This is a genomic window from Arthrobacter sp. FB24 (assembly GCF_000196235.1).
Classification (GTDB): domain Bacteria; phylum Actinomycetota; class Actinomycetes; order Actinomycetales; family Micrococcaceae; genus Arthrobacter.
Genome location: NC_008541.1, coordinates 4450707 through 4469878, shown reverse-complemented (window position 1 = coordinate 4469878; position 19172 = coordinate 4450707). Strand labels below are relative to the sequence as shown.

Annotated in this window: 16 protein-coding genes; 8 read left to right on the top strand and 8 right to left on the bottom strand. The window is 66.9% G+C overall.

From position 1 onward, the window contains the following. Nucleotides 1–115 precede the first annotated feature (115 nt). Genes ARTH_RS20070 through ARTH_RS20055 form a run of 4 tightly spaced genes read left to right on the top strand, consistent with a single transcriptional unit; the run spans nucleotide 116 to nucleotide 4062 of the window. Nucleotides 116–940: a sugar phosphate isomerase/epimerase family protein gene (locus ARTH_RS20070; protein WP_043431184.1), complete on the top strand. Its 825-nt coding sequence runs from the start codon at nucleotides 116–118 to the stop codon at nucleotides 938–940. A 48-nt stretch (nucleotides 941–988) separates the two neighbouring features. Then, on the top strand, nucleotides 989–1765 hold the full coding sequence (locus ARTH_RS20065; RefSeq protein ID WP_011693777.1) for an SDR family NAD(P)-dependent oxidoreductase: 777 nt from the start codon (nucleotides 989–991) through the stop codon (nucleotides 1763–1765). A gap of 45 nt (nucleotides 1766–1810) precedes the next feature. Next, nucleotides 1811–3574 carry a dihydroxyacetone kinase family protein gene (locus ARTH_RS20060; protein ID WP_011693776.1) on the top strand — a complete coding sequence of 588 codons (1764 nt, stop codon included), beginning with the start codon at nucleotides 1811–1813 and terminating at the stop codon, nucleotides 3572–3574. Beyond that, the gene (locus ARTH_RS20055; RefSeq protein WP_011693775.1) at nucleotides 3571–4062 is read left to right on the top strand and encodes a ribose-5-phosphate isomerase; all 492 of its coding nucleotides are present in this window, start codon (nucleotides 3571–3573) and stop codon (nucleotides 4060–4062) included. The genes ARTH_RS20060 and ARTH_RS20055 overlap by 4 nt, the downstream gene beginning before the upstream one ends. A 12-nt stretch (nucleotides 4063–4074) precedes the next feature. Here ARTH_RS20055 and ARTH_RS20050 read toward each other — a convergent pair whose 3' ends face one another. From ARTH_RS20050 to ARTH_RS20030, 5 genes are all read right to left on the bottom strand, one after another. Continuing rightward, nucleotides 4075–5184 carry a sulfite oxidase gene (locus tag ARTH_RS20050; protein WP_011693774.1) on the bottom strand — a complete coding sequence of 370 codons (1110 nt, stop codon included), beginning with the start codon at nucleotides 5182–5184 and terminating at the stop codon, nucleotides 4075–4077. Nucleotides 5185–5228: 44 nt separating this feature from the next. Continuing rightward, the gene (locus ARTH_RS20045; RefSeq protein ID WP_011693773.1) at nucleotides 5229–6089 is read right to left on the bottom strand and encodes an SDR family oxidoreductase; all 861 of its coding nucleotides are present in this window, start codon (nucleotides 6087–6089) and stop codon (nucleotides 5229–5231) included. A 2-nt stretch (nucleotides 6090–6091) separates the two neighbouring features. Then, nucleotides 6092–7096, bottom strand: a complete 1005-nt coding sequence (locus ARTH_RS20040) for an aldo/keto reductase family protein (protein WP_011693772.1) — start codon at nucleotides 7094–7096, stop codon at nucleotides 6092–6094. Nucleotides 7097–7146: 50 nt separating this feature from the next. Beyond that, nucleotides 7147–8220, bottom strand: coding sequence for an aldo/keto reductase (locus ARTH_RS20035; protein WP_011693771.1), 1074 nt, complete (start codon nucleotides 8218–8220; stop codon nucleotides 7147–7149). A gap of 151 nt (nucleotides 8221–8371) precedes the next feature. Beyond that, entirely contained in the window at nucleotides 8372–9037 is a 666-nt protein-coding gene (locus tag ARTH_RS20030) for a hypothetical protein (RefSeq protein WP_011693770.1), read from the bottom strand. 190 nt (nucleotides 9038–9227) lie between these two features. On the opposite strand from ARTH_RS20030, the gene ARTH_RS20025 reads away from it, so the two are divergent. Further along, complete coding sequence (locus ARTH_RS20025) at nucleotides 9228–9647, top strand: YchJ family protein (protein WP_011693769.1); 420 nt, start codon at nucleotides 9228–9230, stop codon at nucleotides 9645–9647. Here the strand turns inward: ARTH_RS20025 and ARTH_RS20020 are convergent. The 3 genes from ARTH_RS20020 to ARTH_RS20010 all read right to left on the bottom strand — a co-directional run bounded on the left by ARTH_RS20020 (nucleotide 9644) and on the right by ARTH_RS20010 (nucleotide 12984). Next, complete coding sequence (locus ARTH_RS20020; RefSeq protein WP_011693768.1) at nucleotides 9644–10474, bottom strand: hypothetical protein; 831 nt, start codon at nucleotides 10472–10474, stop codon at nucleotides 9644–9646. The two genes, ARTH_RS20025 and ARTH_RS20020, sit on opposite strands and share 4 nt — an antisense overlap. Before the next feature lie 157 nt (nucleotides 10475–10631). Further along, nucleotides 10632–12617: an acyl-CoA dehydrogenase family protein gene (locus ARTH_RS20015; protein ID WP_011693767.1), complete on the bottom strand. Its 1986-nt coding sequence runs from the start codon at nucleotides 12615–12617 to the stop codon at nucleotides 10632–10634. A 64-nt stretch (nucleotides 12618–12681) separates the two neighbouring features. Then, a complete protein-coding gene (locus ARTH_RS20010) occupies nucleotides 12682–12984 on the bottom strand; it encodes a hypothetical protein (RefSeq protein WP_011693766.1) in 303 nt (100 codons plus the stop codon). Nucleotides 12985–13276: 292 nt separating this feature from the next. Here ARTH_RS20010 and ARTH_RS20005 point away from each other — a divergent pair, with 292 nt between their 5' ends. The 3 genes from ARTH_RS20005 to ARTH_RS19995 are packed head-to-tail and all read left to right on the top strand — an operon-like array spanning nucleotide 13277 to nucleotide 19124. After that, nucleotides 13277–14725 (top strand): DUF3375 family protein, encoded by a 1449-nt coding sequence (locus ARTH_RS20005; RefSeq protein WP_011693765.1) that lies wholly within the window; start codon nucleotides 13277–13279, stop codon nucleotides 14723–14725. Nucleotides 14726–14727: 2 nt separating this feature from the next. After that, nucleotides 14728–15663, top strand: coding sequence for a DUF4194 domain-containing protein (locus ARTH_RS20000; protein ID WP_011693764.1), 936 nt, complete (start codon nucleotides 14728–14730; stop codon nucleotides 15661–15663). After that, the gene (locus tag ARTH_RS19995; protein ID WP_011693763.1) at nucleotides 15660–19124 is read left to right on the top strand and encodes an ATP-binding protein; all 3465 of its coding nucleotides are present in this window, start codon (nucleotides 15660–15662) and stop codon (nucleotides 19122–19124) included. Before ARTH_RS20000 ends, ARTH_RS19995 begins: the two co-directional genes overlap by 4 nt. The last annotated feature ends 48 nt before the right edge of the window (nucleotides 19125–19172 follow it).

The window sequence follows — 19172 nt, the reverse complement described above, 5'->3', positions numbered from 1 at the left end:
GCCAGTGTGACCCGGGTCATGCCCAATGTCAACAGTCAATGTTGGAGGTTGACTGTCAACAATGAAACGCATACAGTGATTCACATCACCCCGCCCTTTCAGAGGATCAATGAAGATGTTCAACTCCCGACTCGGCTGCTCGTCCATCAGCTTCCGCCACCAGGACCTGGTCACGGCCCTGAGGACCATCGGCGGCCTTGGCTTCGAAGAAATCGACCTCGGCGCCCTTCCCGGCGTCTGCGACCACGTCCCGTATGAACTGGATGCGAACGCCGTCACGGCTGTCACCGCGGAGGTTGCCGCTTCCGGGCTGCGGGTCCGCTCGGTCAACGGGGACATCGGAGACCTCAATGCAGTGCTCGACGCCGGCGGGCAGGGCGCCCGCGAACGGCACCTGGAGGCGCTGCTCACCCTCGCGGCCAATACCGGCGCGAAGGCGCTGGTGCTTCCGTGCGGTGCCTTGGGCCACAATCCGGTCCGGAGCGTCGAGGAGGACCTGGACACCATCGCGGCCCAGCTCATCCATGCCGGGCAGCGCGCCGCTGAATTCGGCGTAGAACTCTGGACCGAATCGCTGCACTTCCTGAGGTTCTGCTGGAACCTGGAGCGCGCCGAACTGCTGGCGGACCGGCTGGCGGGCTCGGGCGTGGGAATCGTCATGGACTTCAGCCACATCGTTGCCGCCGGCGAAGACCCCCTTGAATACCTCGAACGGCACGACGGCCGGATTACCCACGTCCACATCAGGGACGCCGTTCCGGGAAACATCAACCTCAGCATCGGAAGCGGCCAGGCGGACTTTGCCGCCGGGCTGCGCTCGCTCGCAGCGCGCGGCTACACCGGCCACTTCTCGCTGGAACTCGAAACCCGGGACGTCACCCACGACGAACGCCCCGCGGCCGCCGCCAAGGCAGCCAGCTTCATCACAGACCTTATCTAGAGCACAGCCTTACCCGAACCACCACCAAGCAACCCAAGGAGCACCACCATGAGCACCACCATCCAGCGCACCGCCGTCCTCACGGGGGCCACTTCGGACCGCGGCATCGGCATCACCACCGCACGCCGCTACGCCAACCAGGGCTGGGCGGTGGTGATCCTGGACCTCGACGGCGAGAAATCCGCCAAGGTCGCCGCCGAAATCGGCAACGAGTTCAACGTCCCCGCCTTCGGCCACGAGATCGACGTCGCCAATGAGGGCTCCGTCAACGCCGCCTATGCAGCCGTCGCCGCAGAAGTCGCCGCCGGCAACCTTCCCCCCGTGGGCGCGCTGGCCAACATTGCCGGCATCACCTCGCCGGTGCCGTTCCTGGAAACCACCCTGGAGCTCTGGCACAAGGTGATGGACGTCAACGCCACCGGAACCTACCTGGTCACCAAGGCCTTCCTGCCGGACATGATTGCCAGCGGCTGGGGCCGGATTGTGAACATGTCCTCCGTCTCCGCGCAGCGCGGCGGCGGCGTCTTCGGCAAGGTCCCCTACTCCGCCGCCAAGGCAGCCATCCTGGGCTTCACCAAGGCGCTCGCCCGCGAAATCGGCGCCACCGGCGTGACCGTCAACGCGATCACCCCGGGCGCCGTGGACACCAACATCCGCGTGGGCAGCACCGAGGAGCAGGAGGCCGCCATCAACGCCGGCATCCCCCTGGGCCGCAACGCCACCACCGAGGAAATCGCCGCCGTCATCACATTCCTGTCCTCCGAGGAATCGGCCTACCTCACGGGAACCACCATCGACATCAACGGCGGAAGCCACATCCACTAGCAGTCTCGCCATTCAGAAGACCGAGCGCAGCCTGGAGAGCCCACCATGACCAGAATTTTCAACGATCCGTCCGATTTCGCCGAGGAAGCCCTCGCCGGTTTCTGCGACGTCCACGCAGGCCTGGTTCGCCAGGTTCCCGGCGGGGCCGTGCGCCGCCAACGCCCTGCCAAACCCAAGGTGGCCGTCCTTGCCGGCGGCGGCTCCGGCCACTACCCGGCCTTCGCCGGCCTGATCGGTACCGGACTGGCCGACGGCGCCGTGGTGGGCAACATCTTCACCTCGCCGTCCGCGCAGCAGGTCTACGCCGTGGCGAAGGCGGCGGACTCCGGCGCGGGTGTGGTGTTCACCTACGGCAACTACGCCGGGGACGTCCTGAACTTCGGCATGGCCAGCGAACGGCTCGCCGCAGAGGGAATCCAGGTGGAAAACGTCTTGGTGACGGACGACGTCGCCAGTGCCCCGCCGTCGGAAGCGGAGAAACGCCGCGGCATCGCGGGCGACTTCACCGTCTTCAAAATCATGGGCGCCGCCGCGGAGGCGGGAGCCGGCCTGGCCGACGTCGTGCGCCTGGGCCGGAAGGCCAACAGCCTGACCCGAACCATCGGCAGTGCCTTCAACGGCTGCACGTTCCCTGGCGCCGAGGCTCCGCTGTTCACCCTCAAGGACCGTCAGATGGGTCTCGGCCTGGGCATCCACGGCGAACCCGGCCTGTTCGACACCGAACTGCCGCCCGCCAAGGAGCTGGGCCAGGAATTCGTCTCCCGGCTGTTGGCGGAGACACCGCACGGTGCGGGCGACCGCATCGCCGTCATCCTCAACGGCCTGGGCTCCACCAAGCACGAGGAACTCTTTGTCCTCTGGCTCACCGTTGCCCCGCTGCTCCGTGCCGCCGGCTACACGCTGGTCATGCCGGAGGTGGGAGAACTGGTCACCAGCCTGGACATGTCCGGTGTCTCCCTCACGATCACCTGGCTGGACGAGGAACTTGAGCCGCTGTGGACTGCGCCGGCTGAAACGCCGGCCTACCGGCGGGGCAACGCCGCCCTGCAGTCCGGCGACCTGATGGCGGAACATGCGTCAGACGGCACCGCCGCGCCCGCTGCCTTCGAAGCCACCGAAGAGTCGCGCGGCTACGCGGCCAGCTGCCTGGCGGCGCTCGCTGCCGCCCGGGACTCACTGCACGCGGCTGAAGCGAGGCTGGGGGACATGGACGCTGTCGCGGGCGATGGAGACCACGGGCGCGGGATGGTCCGCGGTATCGACGCGGCCGTGGCTGCAGCCGGGAACGCCTTGCCCCGCGGTGCCGGAGCAGGCGCGGTTCTTTCGGCCGCCGGGGACGCCTGGGCTGACAAGGCAGGCGGAACCTCCGGCGTGCTGTGGGGTGCAGGCCTGCGGTCCTTCGGCGAAGCCCTCGGCAACCAGCTGGCTCCGGGACCTTCGGAACTGGCCGCGGCTGTCGCGGCATTCTCGGCACGGATCACCGGCCTCGGCAAGGCGGACATCGGGGACAAGACCATGGTGGACGCCCTGCTGCCCTTCACAGAGACGTTCAGCCGGCTGGTGGCCGACGGCGGCAGCCACGCGGCGGCAGCCGAAGCGGCATGGGCCGAAGCCGCTGCGGTGTCCACGGCGGCAGCGGAAGCCACCGCCTCCCTGCGGCCGCTCAAAGGCCGCGCCCGGCCCCTCGCGGAAAAGAGCGTTGGCACGGCGGACCCCGGTGCCACATCACTGGCCATGATCTTCACCGTGATGGGGGCGCACCTTGCAGCGCCGGTTCCACCCCGCCAGCCCGCCGGAACACCGTCATGACCAGGGAAGGACAGGCCGTGGGTATCCGACTCATCCTGGGCGCCGATGAAGCCGGCGTGGACTACAAGGAACGGATCATGGAGGACCTGCGGAAGGACCCCCGGGTCAGCGAAATCATCGACATTGGCGTCAACCGCAGTGATGCCCCCGAGAAGTTCACCACCCCGTACCCGTACGTGGGGATCGCCGCCGGGGAAATGATCAAGGACGGCCTGGCCGACCGGGCCATCCTGTTCTGCGGCACCGGCATCGGCGTAGCCATCGCCGCGAACAAGGTGGAGGGAATCCGGGCAGCCACGGCCCACGACTCCTTCTCGGTGGAACGCTCGGTGCTGTCCAACGACTGCCAGGTGCTCACAATGGGCCAGCGCGTGGTGGGTGTGGAGCTCGCCCGCCGGCTCGCCCGGGAGTGGCTGGGCTACACCTTCGACCCCGCATCCGCCTCGGCGGGCAAGGTCAAGGTCCTGAGCGACTTCGAAGGCTGCTGACGCGGGGCAGGGCTACTCGACGCTCACCTTCACGCGCTGCACCACGTTGTTGCCCATGCCCTGGTAGTTCCAGACCTGCTCCAGCGGCTGCGTTGATCCCGTGGCGTCGGTGGCCCGGCAAGCGAGCTCATGCTCGCCCCGGTCCGCCACCCACGGCAGCGTCCATTCGCACCAGGCAAACGGCCCCGCCGGGTGTCCGAGGTGCGCGGTCACCCATTTCCCGTCAATCCCCACTTCCACGCGGACCACGGAGCCTTCACCGGACCAGGCCCTGCCCGTAAGCATGACCGGGCCGGCGGAGAGGACCCTGCTGCGGGTGAAGAAGTCCGGGATGCCCGGCGGAATCATCAGCGAACGCACCTTGATCCGGGAGACCGGAGTGCCGGCGTCGTCCGCGTCCTTCTGGTAGCGGTACGCCACCGACTGCTGGAATCCCTCGAACGGATGGGTCAGCACCTGAATGGACTCCAGCCACTTCACGCTGGCCATGCCGTACCAGCCAGGGACCACAAGGCGCAGGGGGTAGCCGTGCTGCGGCGGCAGCTCGCGACCGTTCATCTCATACGCCAGGACGACATCGGGGCGCATCGCCTCCTTGATCGGAAGGCTGCGCGCATACGTCTGCCGGACTCCGCCCTGGATGCCGGCGTCGGCGCCGGTGAACACCACTTCGACGGCGTCCTCGTCAACGCCGGCCTGGGCCAGCAGGTACGCGAGCGGAACCCCGGTCCACTCCGCCGTTCCCACGCCCTCGAGCCGCCACGGCTGGCTCAGCGGCCGCGGATGCAGCAGCGAGCGGCCGTTGCCGGCGCACTCCAGCGTGACCGGAATGCTGATGGTCGGGTCCCGGCGAAGCGCCCGGAGGTTGATCTCGACGGCGCGCTGCACGGCACCGCCGATCCGCAGGTGCCAGGAGTCGGCGTCAATGAACGGGATGTCGAAGTGCGTCAGGACGTAGTGCAGCCCCGGCGGTGTGGTGGCCTCCCGCAAGGCCTCCAATGGCATCGAATGGTTCCTGACGGCCAGCTGCAGTTCCTCTGCGGTGAGCGGACCGTGGGTGGGCTCTCCTGAGTGCGCCGCGGGCTTCACGGACTGACGGCGCCGGGAAATCTGCTTCGTCATGGCACAGGTCTACGCCGCTGCCGCCGGTGCGTCAAGCGTGAGCGTTAGAGGTGATGCGCCTCCTCGAGGAAGGCCGCGAGACCCTGGGGTTCCCTGCCCGTAAGGACATGAACGTCCGACGTCGGCCCGGCCAGTTCGCCGTTGGCTATGGCCGTGTACGTGCTTACCCAGGCGTCCACCTGCCAGGCCGGGGCACCGTAGGACGCGCGGGACGCATAGGCCTCCTCCACGGTTTCATTGTGGTACCTGACAGTCCGCCCGGTACCGGCGGTAAGAAGCTCCGCGGCCCGCTGCAGCGAAATGTCCTCCGGTCCGGTCAGGTTATAGGTCCGGCCCACGTGCAGTGCCGGGTCACCCAGCACCGCCGCGGCGCACCGGGCGATGTCCGCGCGGGTCACGGCAGCCATGACGCCGTCGCCCGCCGGGCCCCGGATGACGCCGTCTTCTCCGGTGAGCAACGGCAGGAAGTCGAGGTAAAAGTTGTCCCGCAGCAACGTGTACTTCATCCCGGAGGCCTTGATCCGCTCCTCGGTGGCGTAATGATCCCTGCCCAGCGTGAACGTGCAGTCCGCGGACGCGCCGAAAAAGGACGTGTACACCACATGCTCAACCCCGGCCGCGGCAGCCGCGTCAACGAACGCGAAATGCGTCTGGAGCCTGTCCTCCGCCTCCGCGGCGGACACCATGAACAGCGTTTTCACGCCCGCCAGGGAGGCCGCTGCCAGCACCGGATCGCCGTACGTGGAGACCACCGGCACTGCGCCCGGAAGATCAGGCGCCCGTGCGGCGTCGCGCACCAGCAGCCGCTGCGGCAGTCCGGCGTCGGCGAGGATCCCGGCGACGAGCCTGCCGAGCTGCCCGGTGGATCCGGTGACGGCCAGATCGGGAAGGTCCCCGGCCGCCATGGCTAGGCCTCCCGGGAGGCGGGCGACTTGGTCTGGGCCGGGTCCCGTTCAGCCAGCGAGCCGATGGCGTCGTCGATCTTGTCCATGATGGCCTGGTCCAGCTTGACGCCGGCGGCCGCCACATTGCCGGCAATCTGCTCGGGACGGGACGCGCCCATGATCGCCGAGGCCACGTTCTTGTTCTGCAGCACCCATGCGATGCTCAACTGGGCCATGGTCAGCCCGGCCTCCTCCGCGATCGGCTTGAGCTGCTGAACTCCGCTCAGGACATCGTCGGACATCCAGCGTTCGATCATCCGGGCGCCGCCCTTGGAGTCCGTGGCGCGGCTTCCTTCCGGGGCCGGCTTCCCTGGCCGGTACTTGCCGCTCAGCACGCCCTGGGCCATGGGGGACCAGACGATCTGGGACAGGCCCAGCTCTTCGGATGTCGGGACCACTTCGGCTTCGATGACCCGCCACAGCATGGAGTACTGCGGCTGGTTGGAGATCAGCTGGAACCCCAGGTCCTTGGCGAGGGCGTGGCCGTCCCTGATCTGGTCCGCCGTCCATTCGCTGACGCCGATGTACAGTGCCTTGCCCTGCCGGACAATGTCCGCGAACGCCTGCATGGTTTCTTCCAGCGGCGTCTCGTAGTCGTAGCGGTGGGCCTGGTAAAGGTCCACGTAGTCGGTCTGGAGGCGTGTCAGGGAACCGTTGATGGACTCCATGATGTGCTTGCGGGACAGCCCCACATCATTGTGGCCCTTGGGTCCGGTGGGGCCGAACACCTTGGTGAAGATTTCCAGGGACTCCCGGCGCTCGTCCTTCAAGGCCTCGCCCAGTACCTTCTCCGCCGCCGTGTTGGCGTAGACGTCCGCGGTGTCGAACGTGCTGATGCCCGCGTCCAGTGCCGTCCGCACGCACTGGGTGGCCACGTCGTTCTCCACCTGGGAGCCGTGCGTGAGCCAGTTGCCGAAAGTGATTTCGGAGATCTTGAAGCCGCTGTTGCCGAGGTATCTGAATTCCATGGTTTTCACCGTAGCCCACTTGGTTGCTCAGGGTAAGGGCTTTCCGCCAGCTACCTTCGCCGGAGCTCCGCATACTCCAGGGAGGGGACCACGGCGCCGGCGTCCCGCTCCACGAAATTGGTGCCCGGGGGCACCAGCTCGTCGATGGCATCCAGCACGGATTCGTCCAGCACCGTGTCCGCAGCCTTCAGGTAGGCGTGCAGGTGCTCCTCGCTCCGCGGCCCAATGATCACACTGCTGACAGCCGGGTGGTTCAGCGCGAAGCCGACTGCCAGGTCCACCAGCGGAAGTTCCAGCTTGTCCGCCAGCCTGGCCAGGGCATCTGCGGCGTGCAGCTTGCGCTCGCTCGCCGGGCCGGAAATGTCGTACCGTCCGGGAAGCGAGTGAACGCGCGTGGGCGGCTTCCCGGCATCCAGGACAAAGCTCCCGGACAGCCAGCCGCCGGCCAGCGGACCGTAGGCCAGCACTCCGAGCCCGTACTGCTGGGCGATCGGCAGGACATCACGCTCGGTGCCCCGGACCAGCATGGAATAGGGGACCTGGTTGGCGACGGGCGGGATGAGGTGGTTGGTGGTTGCCAGCCACTGGGCCTCCACCAGCTGCGCCGGAGTGAAAACGGACGTTCCGTAGTAGAGGATCTTGCCTTGGCGGATGAGGTCGTTCAGTGCCGTGATGGTTTCCAGGACGTCGGTGTTGTAGTCGGGACGGTGCGCCTGGTACAGGTCGATCCGGTCCGTCTGCAGGCGGCGGAGGCTGCCCTCCACTGCCTGCATGATCCAGCGCCTCGAGTTGCCGGAGTGGGCCGGGTTGGCGCTCATCTGGCCGTGGAATTTGGTGGCAATGAAAACATCGTCGCGGCGGCCCTTCAGGGCGCGGCCCACCACCTGTTCGCTCTGCCCCTGCGAGTAGACGTCCGCCGTGTCCACGGCGGTGATGCCGGCGTCCAGGGCAGCGTTGATGATGCGGATGCTTTCATCGGCGCCGGTGGGCGCATAGCCCTGGGCGGTTCCGCCGGCGCCCGCCGGGTCCGCCCGTGCGCCCTCGCCGAAGTTCATGGTCCCCAAAGTGAGCGGGCTGATCAATGTCCCGCTGCGCCCGAACACCCGTAGCTGGTTGAGGCTCATTCCCGGTTTCCTCACGTTTGACTCCCACGGCCGATTGCTGTGGATCGTCACGAGGCTACACAAAATCGGGCGGGCAGAGGCCGCTGGCGAAGTACTTCTTAGTCTTGAGTAGTCCGGGGTAACGCAGCGGACATCAATGACGAATTGTGAATTAGCCGGCGCGGCGGTGCTCTGCTGGCGGGAGGCGTTTCAGCGCGCCGGGATGCCCGGCAAGGGAAACCAGTGAGCCGGTGTCCAGCATGGCCGTCCGTCCCGGTGCAGGCGGCTTTTCGAAGGAGTGCGGGGTGGCCTTGACGGTGGCGTGCTGGTCCGTGGCGGACTCCACGAGGGGAGCGACCGCCCTGACGTCTTCCACCGGGGCATCCGGGCTGGGGAGATCACGAACAGTGACCTTCACCTCGGGCGGTGCCGACGCCTGGGCCCTGGCTGCAGCACGGGCGTCTGCCCGGGCGACGGCCGCGGCCCAGTCCCCGGCCAGGGCTGGAGCAGCTTCCCTGCGGGGAGTGCGGGTGCCCGCCGGTTGTTCCTTTTCGCTGCGCAGCTTCGTTTTGAGTGCGCCGGACCCAAGGGCCGTCTTCAGGCTGAATGTCCGGCGCGGCATGCGGTCGGCGCTTATCGCAGGGGCCCGGACGGGGCGGGGGGATCTGGCGGGGCGGAGGCCGAACAACGCCATGACCGTGACGCCCACCAGCCGGCCGAGCCCCGCAATCAGCAGGGTGGCCACGAAGACGAGGAAGAGTCCGATGAACATGACGAAGGCCACACCGAGCGTGCCAAAAAAGGTCAGGTTCAGGGCAATGGTGGTGGGATCTTCCATTTACCTCTCCTCACGGCCTGCAGCGCCTGTGTACGGGTAATACGACCCGCCGATAAGCACCCCTTAACAATACGGACTTTTGCCGGGCAACACGCCCGCATCGAGGCCCGCGACGGGGTTGTGTCGAAGCTGTTATCGGATATGACACAGACGGTTCCGGCCCGGTCCGGCATATAGTCTGAGGCAGCCAATGGAACCCTCTGCCATCACGAAAGGACTATCCGTGCCCCACCCCGGAAACTGCCCCTGCCTGTCCGGTGAACAGTACGCGGACTGCTGCGGCCGGTTCCACAGCGGCGACGCCGAAGCCCCCACGGCGGAACAGCTCATGCGCTCCCGGTACAGCGCCTTCGCGGTCCGGGATGCCGCCTACCTGCTCCGCACCTGGCACCCGGATACCAGGCCCGCGGAACTCGACCTGGATCCGGCCATGGAGTGGCGCCGGCTGGACATTGTCTCGACGCTCCGCGGCGGACCGCTGGATTCGGAAGGAACCGTTGAGTTCAAGGCCCACTTCCGGCACGACGGCGAGCGGGGAGTCCACCACGAAACCAGCCGGTTCCTGCGCTTGGACCGCCGTTGGTACTACGTCGACGAGGCTACGCCTTAGCGGTCAGCGTCAGCTTCAACCGGAGTGAACCCGGCCCGGTCCACCTTGCGGTGGAACCGCATGCCCGCCATGCCGCCCACCACGGCGCCAATCAGCGCAACCACGGCCACCACGATGGCGGCAGTAATTCCGGTGGTGGTTAGCTGTCCTTCATTGACCGGGATCCGCGGGAAGCTGTTCAGGTTGGCCAGGATGTTGAAGCGCTCGCCGGCGATCATGGCCAGCAGTGCAACAAGGATTGCGAAGATCACGGCCCAGACCCACACCATGAATCCCTGTTTGGCGCCGTTGAAGCGGGCCATGCGTCCGGCTACGTAGCCGCCGCAGTAATAGGCCACAAAGAGAATGACCAGCAGCACGATGATTCCCACCAGTCCGACGGTCTGGTCGGAGGATGCCTGGTTCACGGCTTCGTTGACGTCCGTGCTGGTGGCGAGCCCCACTGCTGTCCCGGCTGCTGCCACCAGGGCCGTCAGCAAAACGGCTGTTCCCGTCGCTGCCAGCCAGCCAAAGAAGGCGGAGCCGATCTTGATGCCGCCGAACTGTTCCTTCTCCCTGGCAACCACGGTCTCGCGGGTGGCGGCATTCGGGTCGGCAGCCACAGCGGGTTCGGCGGTAACAGGCACCGGGTAGGCGCGGGTGTCGCCGTCGTAATCAGTGACGGCGCCGTCATTGCGGGCGGGACGCGCAGCGTCAGCGTAACTCCGCCGGCCCTCCAGCCTGTCCTCCACGCCGTTACGGTCCACCCGGCTGGCGTCGAGGCCGTCGGTGGCCTCGCCGCGGGCGCGTCGGGACTGTCTGTCTTCGGGCCCTACTGTGCTGCTCATCAGGCGTTCTCGCTTTCATCGATCGGACCGGGACCATTGTTTGGGCCGGCCACCGCTATGCGGAGACGTGCATGGTGCTCTTCTCACCACCTAACCACGGCACACCGGTGGTAGCAAGGATGCTTAGCATCTGGGGCGGTCCGAAAACCAGCGTAAATCAGCGGTATTTGCGGTGCAGGTTCTCCTTCACGGATGCCCGGGGAGACGCATCGGCGATCCATGGCCCGGTGCCTTCGGACTGGTCCAGGACCCCCGCCTCCAGCCAGGTGTAGTCGCCGGCGAGAACCCTCTCCGTGAGCGCGCGATCGGCGTCGTCCGTATTCCGCCAGAGCTGGTCGAAGTACTCGTCAACGCGGACCCGTGCCTGTTCGCAGTACGCTTCGGCGAGTTCATAGGCGGTGGCGGCCTGCTCGGGCGCAGTGTGGAGCATGCCTTCAGCCCGCGAACAGCAGGCCGCCATGGCGAACAGCTCGGCCCCGATGTCAACGATCCGGCCCAGGAAGGCCTGCTTGTGCTCCAGCTTGGCCTGCCACCGGCCCATCCCGTAAAACGTCTGGCGGGCCAGCCGCCGCGAGGACCGCTCCACGAAACGCAGCTGCTTCGCCAGCCGGCCGAACTCCGCGTAGGACCGCGGGTCCATCCCGGCGCCAGCCACCAGCTTGGGCAGCCACTTCGCGTAGAAACCTGAAGCGCCGACGGCGGCCCTCGCCTTGTCGGACAGGCTGGCATCCGCGGAGGCAAGGTCCCCGGCGGCGGCGAGGTGCGCGTCCACTGCCTCACGGGCAATCAGGAGCCTCATGATTTCCGAGGACCCCTCGAAGATGCGGTTGATCCGGAGGTCCCTGAGCTGCTGCTCGGCCGGCACGGCGCGCTCGCCGCGCGCCTCCAGCGAATCCGCCGTCTCGAAGCCGCGTCCGCCGCGGATCTGGACCAGCTCGTCAGCTATCCGGCAGCTGATCTCCGTGGACCAGAGCTTGGCGAGGGCGGCCTCGATCCGGACGTCCTTCTGGCCCGCGTCGGCCATTTCGGCGGACAGTTCAAACACGGCGTCCAGGGCGAAGGCGCTCGCTGCAATGAAAGCGATCTTCTTGCCCACTGCCTCGTGCTTGCCCACTGGCCGGCCCCACTGGGTGCGTGCGTTGGACCATTCACGGGCGATCTTCAGGCTCCACCGGCCGGATGCCACACAGAGGGCCGGAATGGAAAGCCTTCCCGTGTTAAGGGTGGTGAGGGCGATCTTTAGGCCCTGGCCTTCCCGCCCGAGCCGGTTGGCCGCGGGTACCCGCACCTGGTGGAAGCGCGTCACCCCGTTTTCGATGCCGCGCAACCCCATAAAGGCATTGCGGTTTTCCACCGTGATGCCGGGGGAATCCATTTCCACCACGAAGGCGCTGATGCCGCCTTTGTGGACGGTGCCGTCCGAATCCCTATGCTCCGGGACCAAGGCCATGACCACCACCAGTTCGGCGATCACGCCGTTGGTGGTCCACAGTTTGACGCCGTCCAGGATGTAAAAGTCGCCGTCGTCCGTGGGAACTGCAGTGCTGCCCATCCGGGCGGGGTCGCTCCCGACGTCGGGTTCCGTCAACAGGAATGCCGTGATGGCGCCGGCGGCGCAGCGGGGAAGGTACTCCTGCTTCTGTTCCGCAGTGCCGAACACCTTGACAGGCTCAGGGACGCCGATGGACTGGTGTGCGGAGAGCAGCGCCCCGAGGCTCGGGTGCACCGAGCCCAGCAGGGCCAGCGCGCGGCCGTAGTACACGAGGGAGAGGCCCAGGCCGCCATACTCGCGGGGGATCTTCATGCCGAAGACGCCCAGCCCTGCCAGGCCTGCGATGTATTCGTCCGGGATTTTGGCGTTCCGCTCGATCACCCGGCCGGACATGGTCCTGGAGTAGGCGGTGAGGCGGGCCATGAACTCTTCGCCGCGTTCCACGTCCTCGGCCCTGGCTTCGGGCCAGGGATGGATCAGTGAGAGATCGAAGCTGCCCAGGTACAAGCCCTTGGCGAAGCTGGGCCGGTCCCAGGAGGTTTCGCGGGCGGCCTCGGTGATGGCCCGGGCGTCGGCCTCGGTGGCTTCCGGCCCGATCTTGTCGGGCGCTACGGGAACATCGGCGGCTGGACTGTCAGTGGCAGAGCTCACGGGGCATCTCCTCTAACCGGGGTGGCCGGCTCGAGCCCTGGGTCCGCCTCGGGTGGAGAACCCTTCAGCTGTCCCTCAATGCTACCCGCGGGTAAGTTCCCGTGCTAGGGGCAGGCTGCCCCTGAAAGTCGCCGGGGAGTTCCACGGTGGAGGCATGGTGCACCATTCGGTCCCACAAGTGGTTGATGCCGTGGACCAATCCCACCAGGGTGCCGGCAATGATGAACCAGGCGAACCGGCCCACCCCCACGAGCACCATGGCCAGGAATCCGGCCGTCATCATGAAGCCCACGATCAGCATTCCAAACACCAGCGTTCCGATGAACACGAACGTGCCTGTTTCAACTGCACTGAGATCGAACTGCATGTTTCCCCCTGCGTCACTGCCTGGATGGATCAAGTAGGACGAGCGTAGGGTGCGGGCGCCGCCGTCAGCCAGACTCAGCACGCCGTGGCGGAGGGGTTGATACGGGATCGAAATGCTACCGGTGCGTAGGTCACGGCGCGGTCACTGAAACCCCACCAGTAACACGCGTAACAGGAGAGCTGCCCACGAAGTGCGCCGGACCTGCCGGCCGGGGCACTGCGTTAACCTTGTAGTTGGCAGTTTTCGGGTTTTCCGCTGCCCGACGAGTCCTGTGGCAGCTGAAGGAGAGTGTGTGTCCCGATCCGCCCCGTCCTCCGCGGACGCGATCAGCGCCCGGCTCCGGGACCTCGAACTCCTCACCAAGGGACCTGCCTGGGCGCTCACCCGGTCCGCGCCGTGGGTCATCGCCGTCCTGCAGGCTTCCTTCACCCGAACCCGTCCGCAGCTTCCGCTGGAAGAGTTCCATGCCGACGTCGATGCCTTCCTTGAGCAGCTCCGCCGCCAGGACCCCGGACTGGGCGGAATGGCCAACGGGAAGTCCTTCGGCGACGAATGGACCCGTAAGAACTTCCTGACCCGCCGTAACCAGTCGGGTCAGATCGTCTACGAAGTCACCGAGCCTGCGGCCCGCGTCCTCGCCTTCCTGGACAGCCTCTCCAGCGAACGCTCCACGCTGAACGGTTCCCGGCTGGGGACGCTGCTGGGCGACGTCGAGAAACTTGCCAATGAGACCAACCCGGACCAGAGCGCCCGGCTGGAGTCGCTCGAAGACGAGATCGAGGAGCGGCAGCAGCTCATCGAGGACATCAGCTCCGGGGACTTCGACGGCTTGCTGGACGATGACGAAGCGGTGGAGGCCGCAGGAAACATCCTGGACCTCGCCGCCAGCCTGCCGGCGGACTACAAGAAGATGCGTGACCGGATCGAAGAACTGGTGGGCGAGCTCCGCAACCAGATCATCGAGGAGTCCCTCAGCAAGGGCGCCACCATGGCACAGGTGCTGGAGGCGGACAAGCGGCTCAGGCAGAGTCCTGAAGGCAGGACGTTCCGGTCATTTACGGCATTCCTCGAGGACCCGCAGCAGCAGCTGCGATTCCGGTCCGCGATCGGGGAGGTGCTCAGCCGCCAGTTCGCGGACGACCTCAGCCATGAGGACCGCGAGACGCTGAAGAACCTGGTGGCTGAGCTCCGGACGCAGCACAGCCAGATCCAGCGGATCTACGGCAAGCTGAGCGAAAGCCTCAACACCTACGTCCAGAGCGACGATTTCCGCCAGTCCGTGCGGCTGCGGAAGGTGCTCCGGGAGGCTGAACAGGCCATCCGTTCGCTGCCCTACGAACGTGAACGCCCCGGCCTGGTGCCCGGACCTGTGCTCTTTAACGCGGGTTTCGAATCCTTGTCGATGGTCAAGCTCTTCGACCCCGACGAGTTCGCCGCCCCGCCCAAACTTGCCGACCCCATAGCCTTCAGCGACTCGGACCGCGTGCGCTCGCCGCGCACCGGGAAGGCCAAGCCGGCGGCCATCCGCGCCGCGGTCGCCGGAGCGGCCACCCTGCCGGAGGCATGGGAGCAGCTTCCGCCGGAGGAACGCCACATCAACTCCATCCGCGCGCTGCTGTCCCAGGCCCTGCACGACGGCGCCGGCTTCGACCGCGCAGGCTGGGACGCCATCGACTTCGAACAAATAGACGGAACCACCCGCAGGGCATTCCTGCCGGTGGTCACCCTCAAGAAGGATTGACGATGACTGACGAGATGACGACGACGGCGGACGCCGGCGTCGACGGTGAGACCCCGGACGTGCGACCGGCGCCCGAACACATCCACGGCGCCCCTTTCGCGGTAACGCCCAAGGACACCTTTGTCGACGGTGCGGCGCTGTTCCCGGGCGACACCGGCGTGCTGCCGATGAAGGTCCGCCAGGCCCTGGTGAAGCTGCTGAAGGGCCCGTACATCGACGGCGGCCGGGATGAGAAACTCTGGACTACGCTTCTGGACAACCAGCTGATCCTGCGCAGCCGGCTGTCCGAGCTGTTCCTGACGCTGCAGCTCGACCACGAACGGAAGGTGGCAGTGCTGCGTCCGGTGGATCCCGAGGCCATCGGCGGCAGCACCCGCTCCAGCATCCTGCGCCAGCAGCGTGCGCTCAGCCGGGTGGAAACCATCGTGCTGCTGCGCCTGCGGCTCCTGCTGGACCGCCACGTCACGGCCCAGACGGATCCCACGATCACGAAGGAAGAAATCGCCGAGCTGGTGGCCCACTACCAGCCGTCCGGCCAGCAGGACGCGCTGCGGGATTCCGACGTCGTGAACCGCGCCATCACCAAGCTCCTGGCCCGCCAACTCCTCATCACCACCGGCCTCGAGGACGTCTACACCATCTCCAACGCACTCCCCCTGGCCCTCCCCTTCGAAAACATCGGCGACATCCCCGCGCACATAGAAGCGCTCGTGGCGGCAACAGCAGACCCCGCAGGTACAGAACCCCTTTTGGAACTGGACCGGGAGAACCCCGTTCGCTCGGATGACGGCACGGAAGACGACGATTCGGTGACTGACAGCAGCGACGACGCCGGGGACATGCGGCAGCATGCGTCTAAGCGAGGAACGAGCGAGCATGCAGAGCATGTGTCCGGTGGCGCCGCGACAGGCGACCACGAGGAAGGGAACGCCAAGTGAGCATCGCAACCATGCTGCCGATGGGCGAGCTCACCAACCCCGGCCAGATGCGTCTCGCGCTGGTGCAGGTGGTCAACTGGGGCACGTTCCATGGCGCCCACACGATGCACGTGGACCGTAACGGCACCCTGCTGACGGGCAACTCCGGAGTGGGCAAGTCCACGCTGTTTGACGCGATGCTGCGTGTGTTCGATGCGCGGCCGCGCTCCAACGAGGCCGCGGCGCAGCGCTCCGGCGCTGTGGAGGACAAGCGGACAACGTTCACGTACATGCGCGGCAAGGTGGGCGACAAGGCTGTGGGTGAGGGCTCTGCCAGTGCCTTCCAGCGCCCCGGCGCCACGTGGTCCGCCGTCGCCCTAACGTTCGACAACGCGGCCGGCACGAAGGTGACGGTGTCGGCGCTCTTCGACCTGCCCAAGAACGGCACGGAGTCGAGTGTCGGCCGGTATTACCTGATCGACAACAAGCCGCTGGACCTTGCGGCGATCGAGGGCATCGCCGAGAAGCGCTTCACCAAGGCTGCGCTGGACACGATCTTCCCGGACGCGCAGGTCTTCGACGTGCACAAGGCGTTTGCCGAGCGGTTCCGGCGCCTGCTGGGCATCAATTCGGACCAGGCCCTGCCGTTGCTCCGGGTGATCCAGGCCGGCAAGGGCCTCGGCGGCAGCGTCAACACCTTCTTCCGGGACCAGGTGCTTGATGCTCCCGCCACGCTGTCCGCAGCGGATGACGTCGTCGAGGAATTCAGCAACCTGATGTCCATCCGGCAGCGGCTGGAGGACGTGCGGCAGCAGCGCGACCAGCTGGCTCCGGTTCCGGGCCTCAACAAGGAATACGCGCAGTCCCTCCTGGATGCGAACCGCCTGCGGGAACTCGCCGGTGAAGAATTCGATGCCTACAAGCAGCAGCTCGCGGTGACGGTCCACGAAAAGACCCTGGTCCGTTACAAGGACCTCGCCCGGGCCAAGGCTAAGGACCTTGCCGCGGAGCGCGCGGTCCGGGACGGCCTGGCGAAGGACCTGCGCCAGCTCGAGGCGGACTATAACAACCAGGGCGGCAACGCGATCTCGGCGATCGAGCAGTCGCTGGAGAATGCCCGGGTGGGACTCAAGCTCCGCCAGCAGGTGGAGGAAGCCGCGCGGCAGGCGTTGGCCGATGCCGGGCTGGAGCTCGCGTGGTCGGCCGAAGGCTGGGAACAGGCGCACACCCACGCAGCCGACCGCTCGGCGGAACTGCAGGGTGACTCCGAGGCGCTCAAAGAGCTGCGCTTCGAGGCATTCGACGGCCACGCCACGAAGAAACGTGAGCTTGCGGCGGCCCAGCAGGAACTCGTCTCGCTGAAGACGCGCAAGTCCCTGCTCCCGCCGTCGAGCATCGAAAACCGGACCGCCATCGCGGCGGCAACCGGCGTGCCGGAGGAGCAGATGCCGTTCGGCGGCGAACTGATCGACGTCGCCGAAGGGGAGGAACAATGGCGGCCCGCCGCTGAACGCGCGCTGCGCAACCTGGCCACCACGCTGCTGGTTCCCGGCGAGCACTTCGCCGCCGTCACCCGCTACCTGAACAACAACTCCGTCCGCGGCGCGCTCCGTGCCGTGGACGTGTCTAAGCCGCTCGCTGGCGGCGCGCTGGCCGTTGAAAACGCGGCCGACGGCGATCTGCTGACCAAGCTTGACATCCTCACCACCGGGCCGGCGGCCGACGCCGGGCAGTGGATCCGCGAGCGGATCGCGGTCGACTTCGCCTACCCATGCGTCGAGGACCCGGACGAACTCGCTGCGCTGGACAAAGGCCTGAGCCTGGGCGGCGTGGTCAAGCGCAACCGCCACACGGTGGAGAAGGACGACCGCTTTGCCAGCAGGCAGGACTACGTCCTGGGCTTCGACAACGCCTCGAAGCTCGAGCTGGTGGCTGCACAGGTGGAGGACCTGCAGCAGGAACTGGCGAAGGCCGCCGAACTCGCGCAAAGCCGCGAGGAGTCGCACCAGGGAATGACCCGCCAGCTGGAGGCCCTACGCCGGATCGCCGAGGACAACCGGCCCTGGGAGCAGGTTTCCGCGGCTGTCGCGGAGGACGAGCTCGGGAAGATCGAGCAGCGGCTCAAGGATGCCCTCGCCGCCCAGGCCGACCTGGAGCCGTTGCGCGCCAACATCGAGGCGGCCCGGCAGAAGCACCAGTCCAGCACCGAGGCCGCAGCGGTCCTGCAAAGCGAATACAAGGCGCTGGACCACCAGCTCACCGCGGCGGATTCGCTGCTGGAAGCCGCGCGCACCCGTCTGCGCCAGGCACCGCCGTCGGACGCCACCGTCGCCGCGCTGGAACAATACTGTGCCGACTTCGGCGGCGTGGACGACGTCGCGGAAATGCATGAGCTGGACAACCTGGCCCACCAGGTCCGGACCCGGCTCCTCGCAGAACTGCACGCTGCAGAGTCCCGCGGCCAGGCCACCTCGGAGCGCCTCACCCGTATCTTCGAAGGATTCGTCCGCGAATGGGGCACGGCGATCTCCGCGGACCACGGCACCTCGATCGGCGCCGCCGGGGAGTTCGAAGCCCGGTACCATGCGATCGTCAGCGACGGCCTGCCCGCGCAGGAAGCCGAGTTCCGGCAGTTCTTCAACCAGCGCACGCACGAATCGTTCAGCACCCTGCTGCACCTGCTGGACGAGGAACGCCGGTCCATTACCAGCCGCATCCTGCCCCTGAACGGCATCCTGTCCGAGGTCAACTTCCACGAGGGCAGCTTCCTGGAACTCGATATCAAACAGACCCTGCCGCCCACCGCGAAGCAGTTCAAGGACGCCATCCAGAATGCGCTCAGGACGCGTCACACGCGGCCCTCGCGCGCTGCGGGAGCGACAGCTGCCGGCGCCGAAACGGACGACGACGCCGAGCTCACCAACCGCTACAAGTCGCTGGAAACGCTCGTGAAGCGACTGGGGTCGCAGACGCCGGAGGACCGGCGCTGGCGGGCCGAGGTGCTGGATGTGCGCGGGCACCTGTTCATCCAGTGCAAGGAGCACCGCGAAGTACTTGGTCCGCGCGGCGGCAAGCGGACGGACGTGTTCATGCACGCGGATACGGGTTCCATGTCCGGCGGCGAGCGGCAGCGCTTCACGGCGTTCATCATGGCCGCGGCGCTGAGCTATCAGCTGGGCATCGCGGAGCAGGGCTTCACCACCTACGGCACCGTGATGATGGACGAGGCATTTGTCCTTGCCTCGGAGGAATTCGCCGGTGCGGGCATCAAGGCGCTGCATGAATTCGGCTTCCAGCTGCTCCTGGCCGCTCCGGAGAATGTGATTGACCTGTCCAAGCACCTGGGCTCCGTCACGGAAATCCTGCGGGACAAGCGCACCAACCGCTCCGGAGTCCTCACAGCTCCCGTGATCGGGCCGCGGGCGGGCGCTGAAGGCCAGTGGAGGTCCGAGGCGAACCCGGTGGATATCGTCCTGCGCTAACTCCGGCCGCCTAACAGGACGCTCTCTCACTTCCTGCGGGTTTTTTAC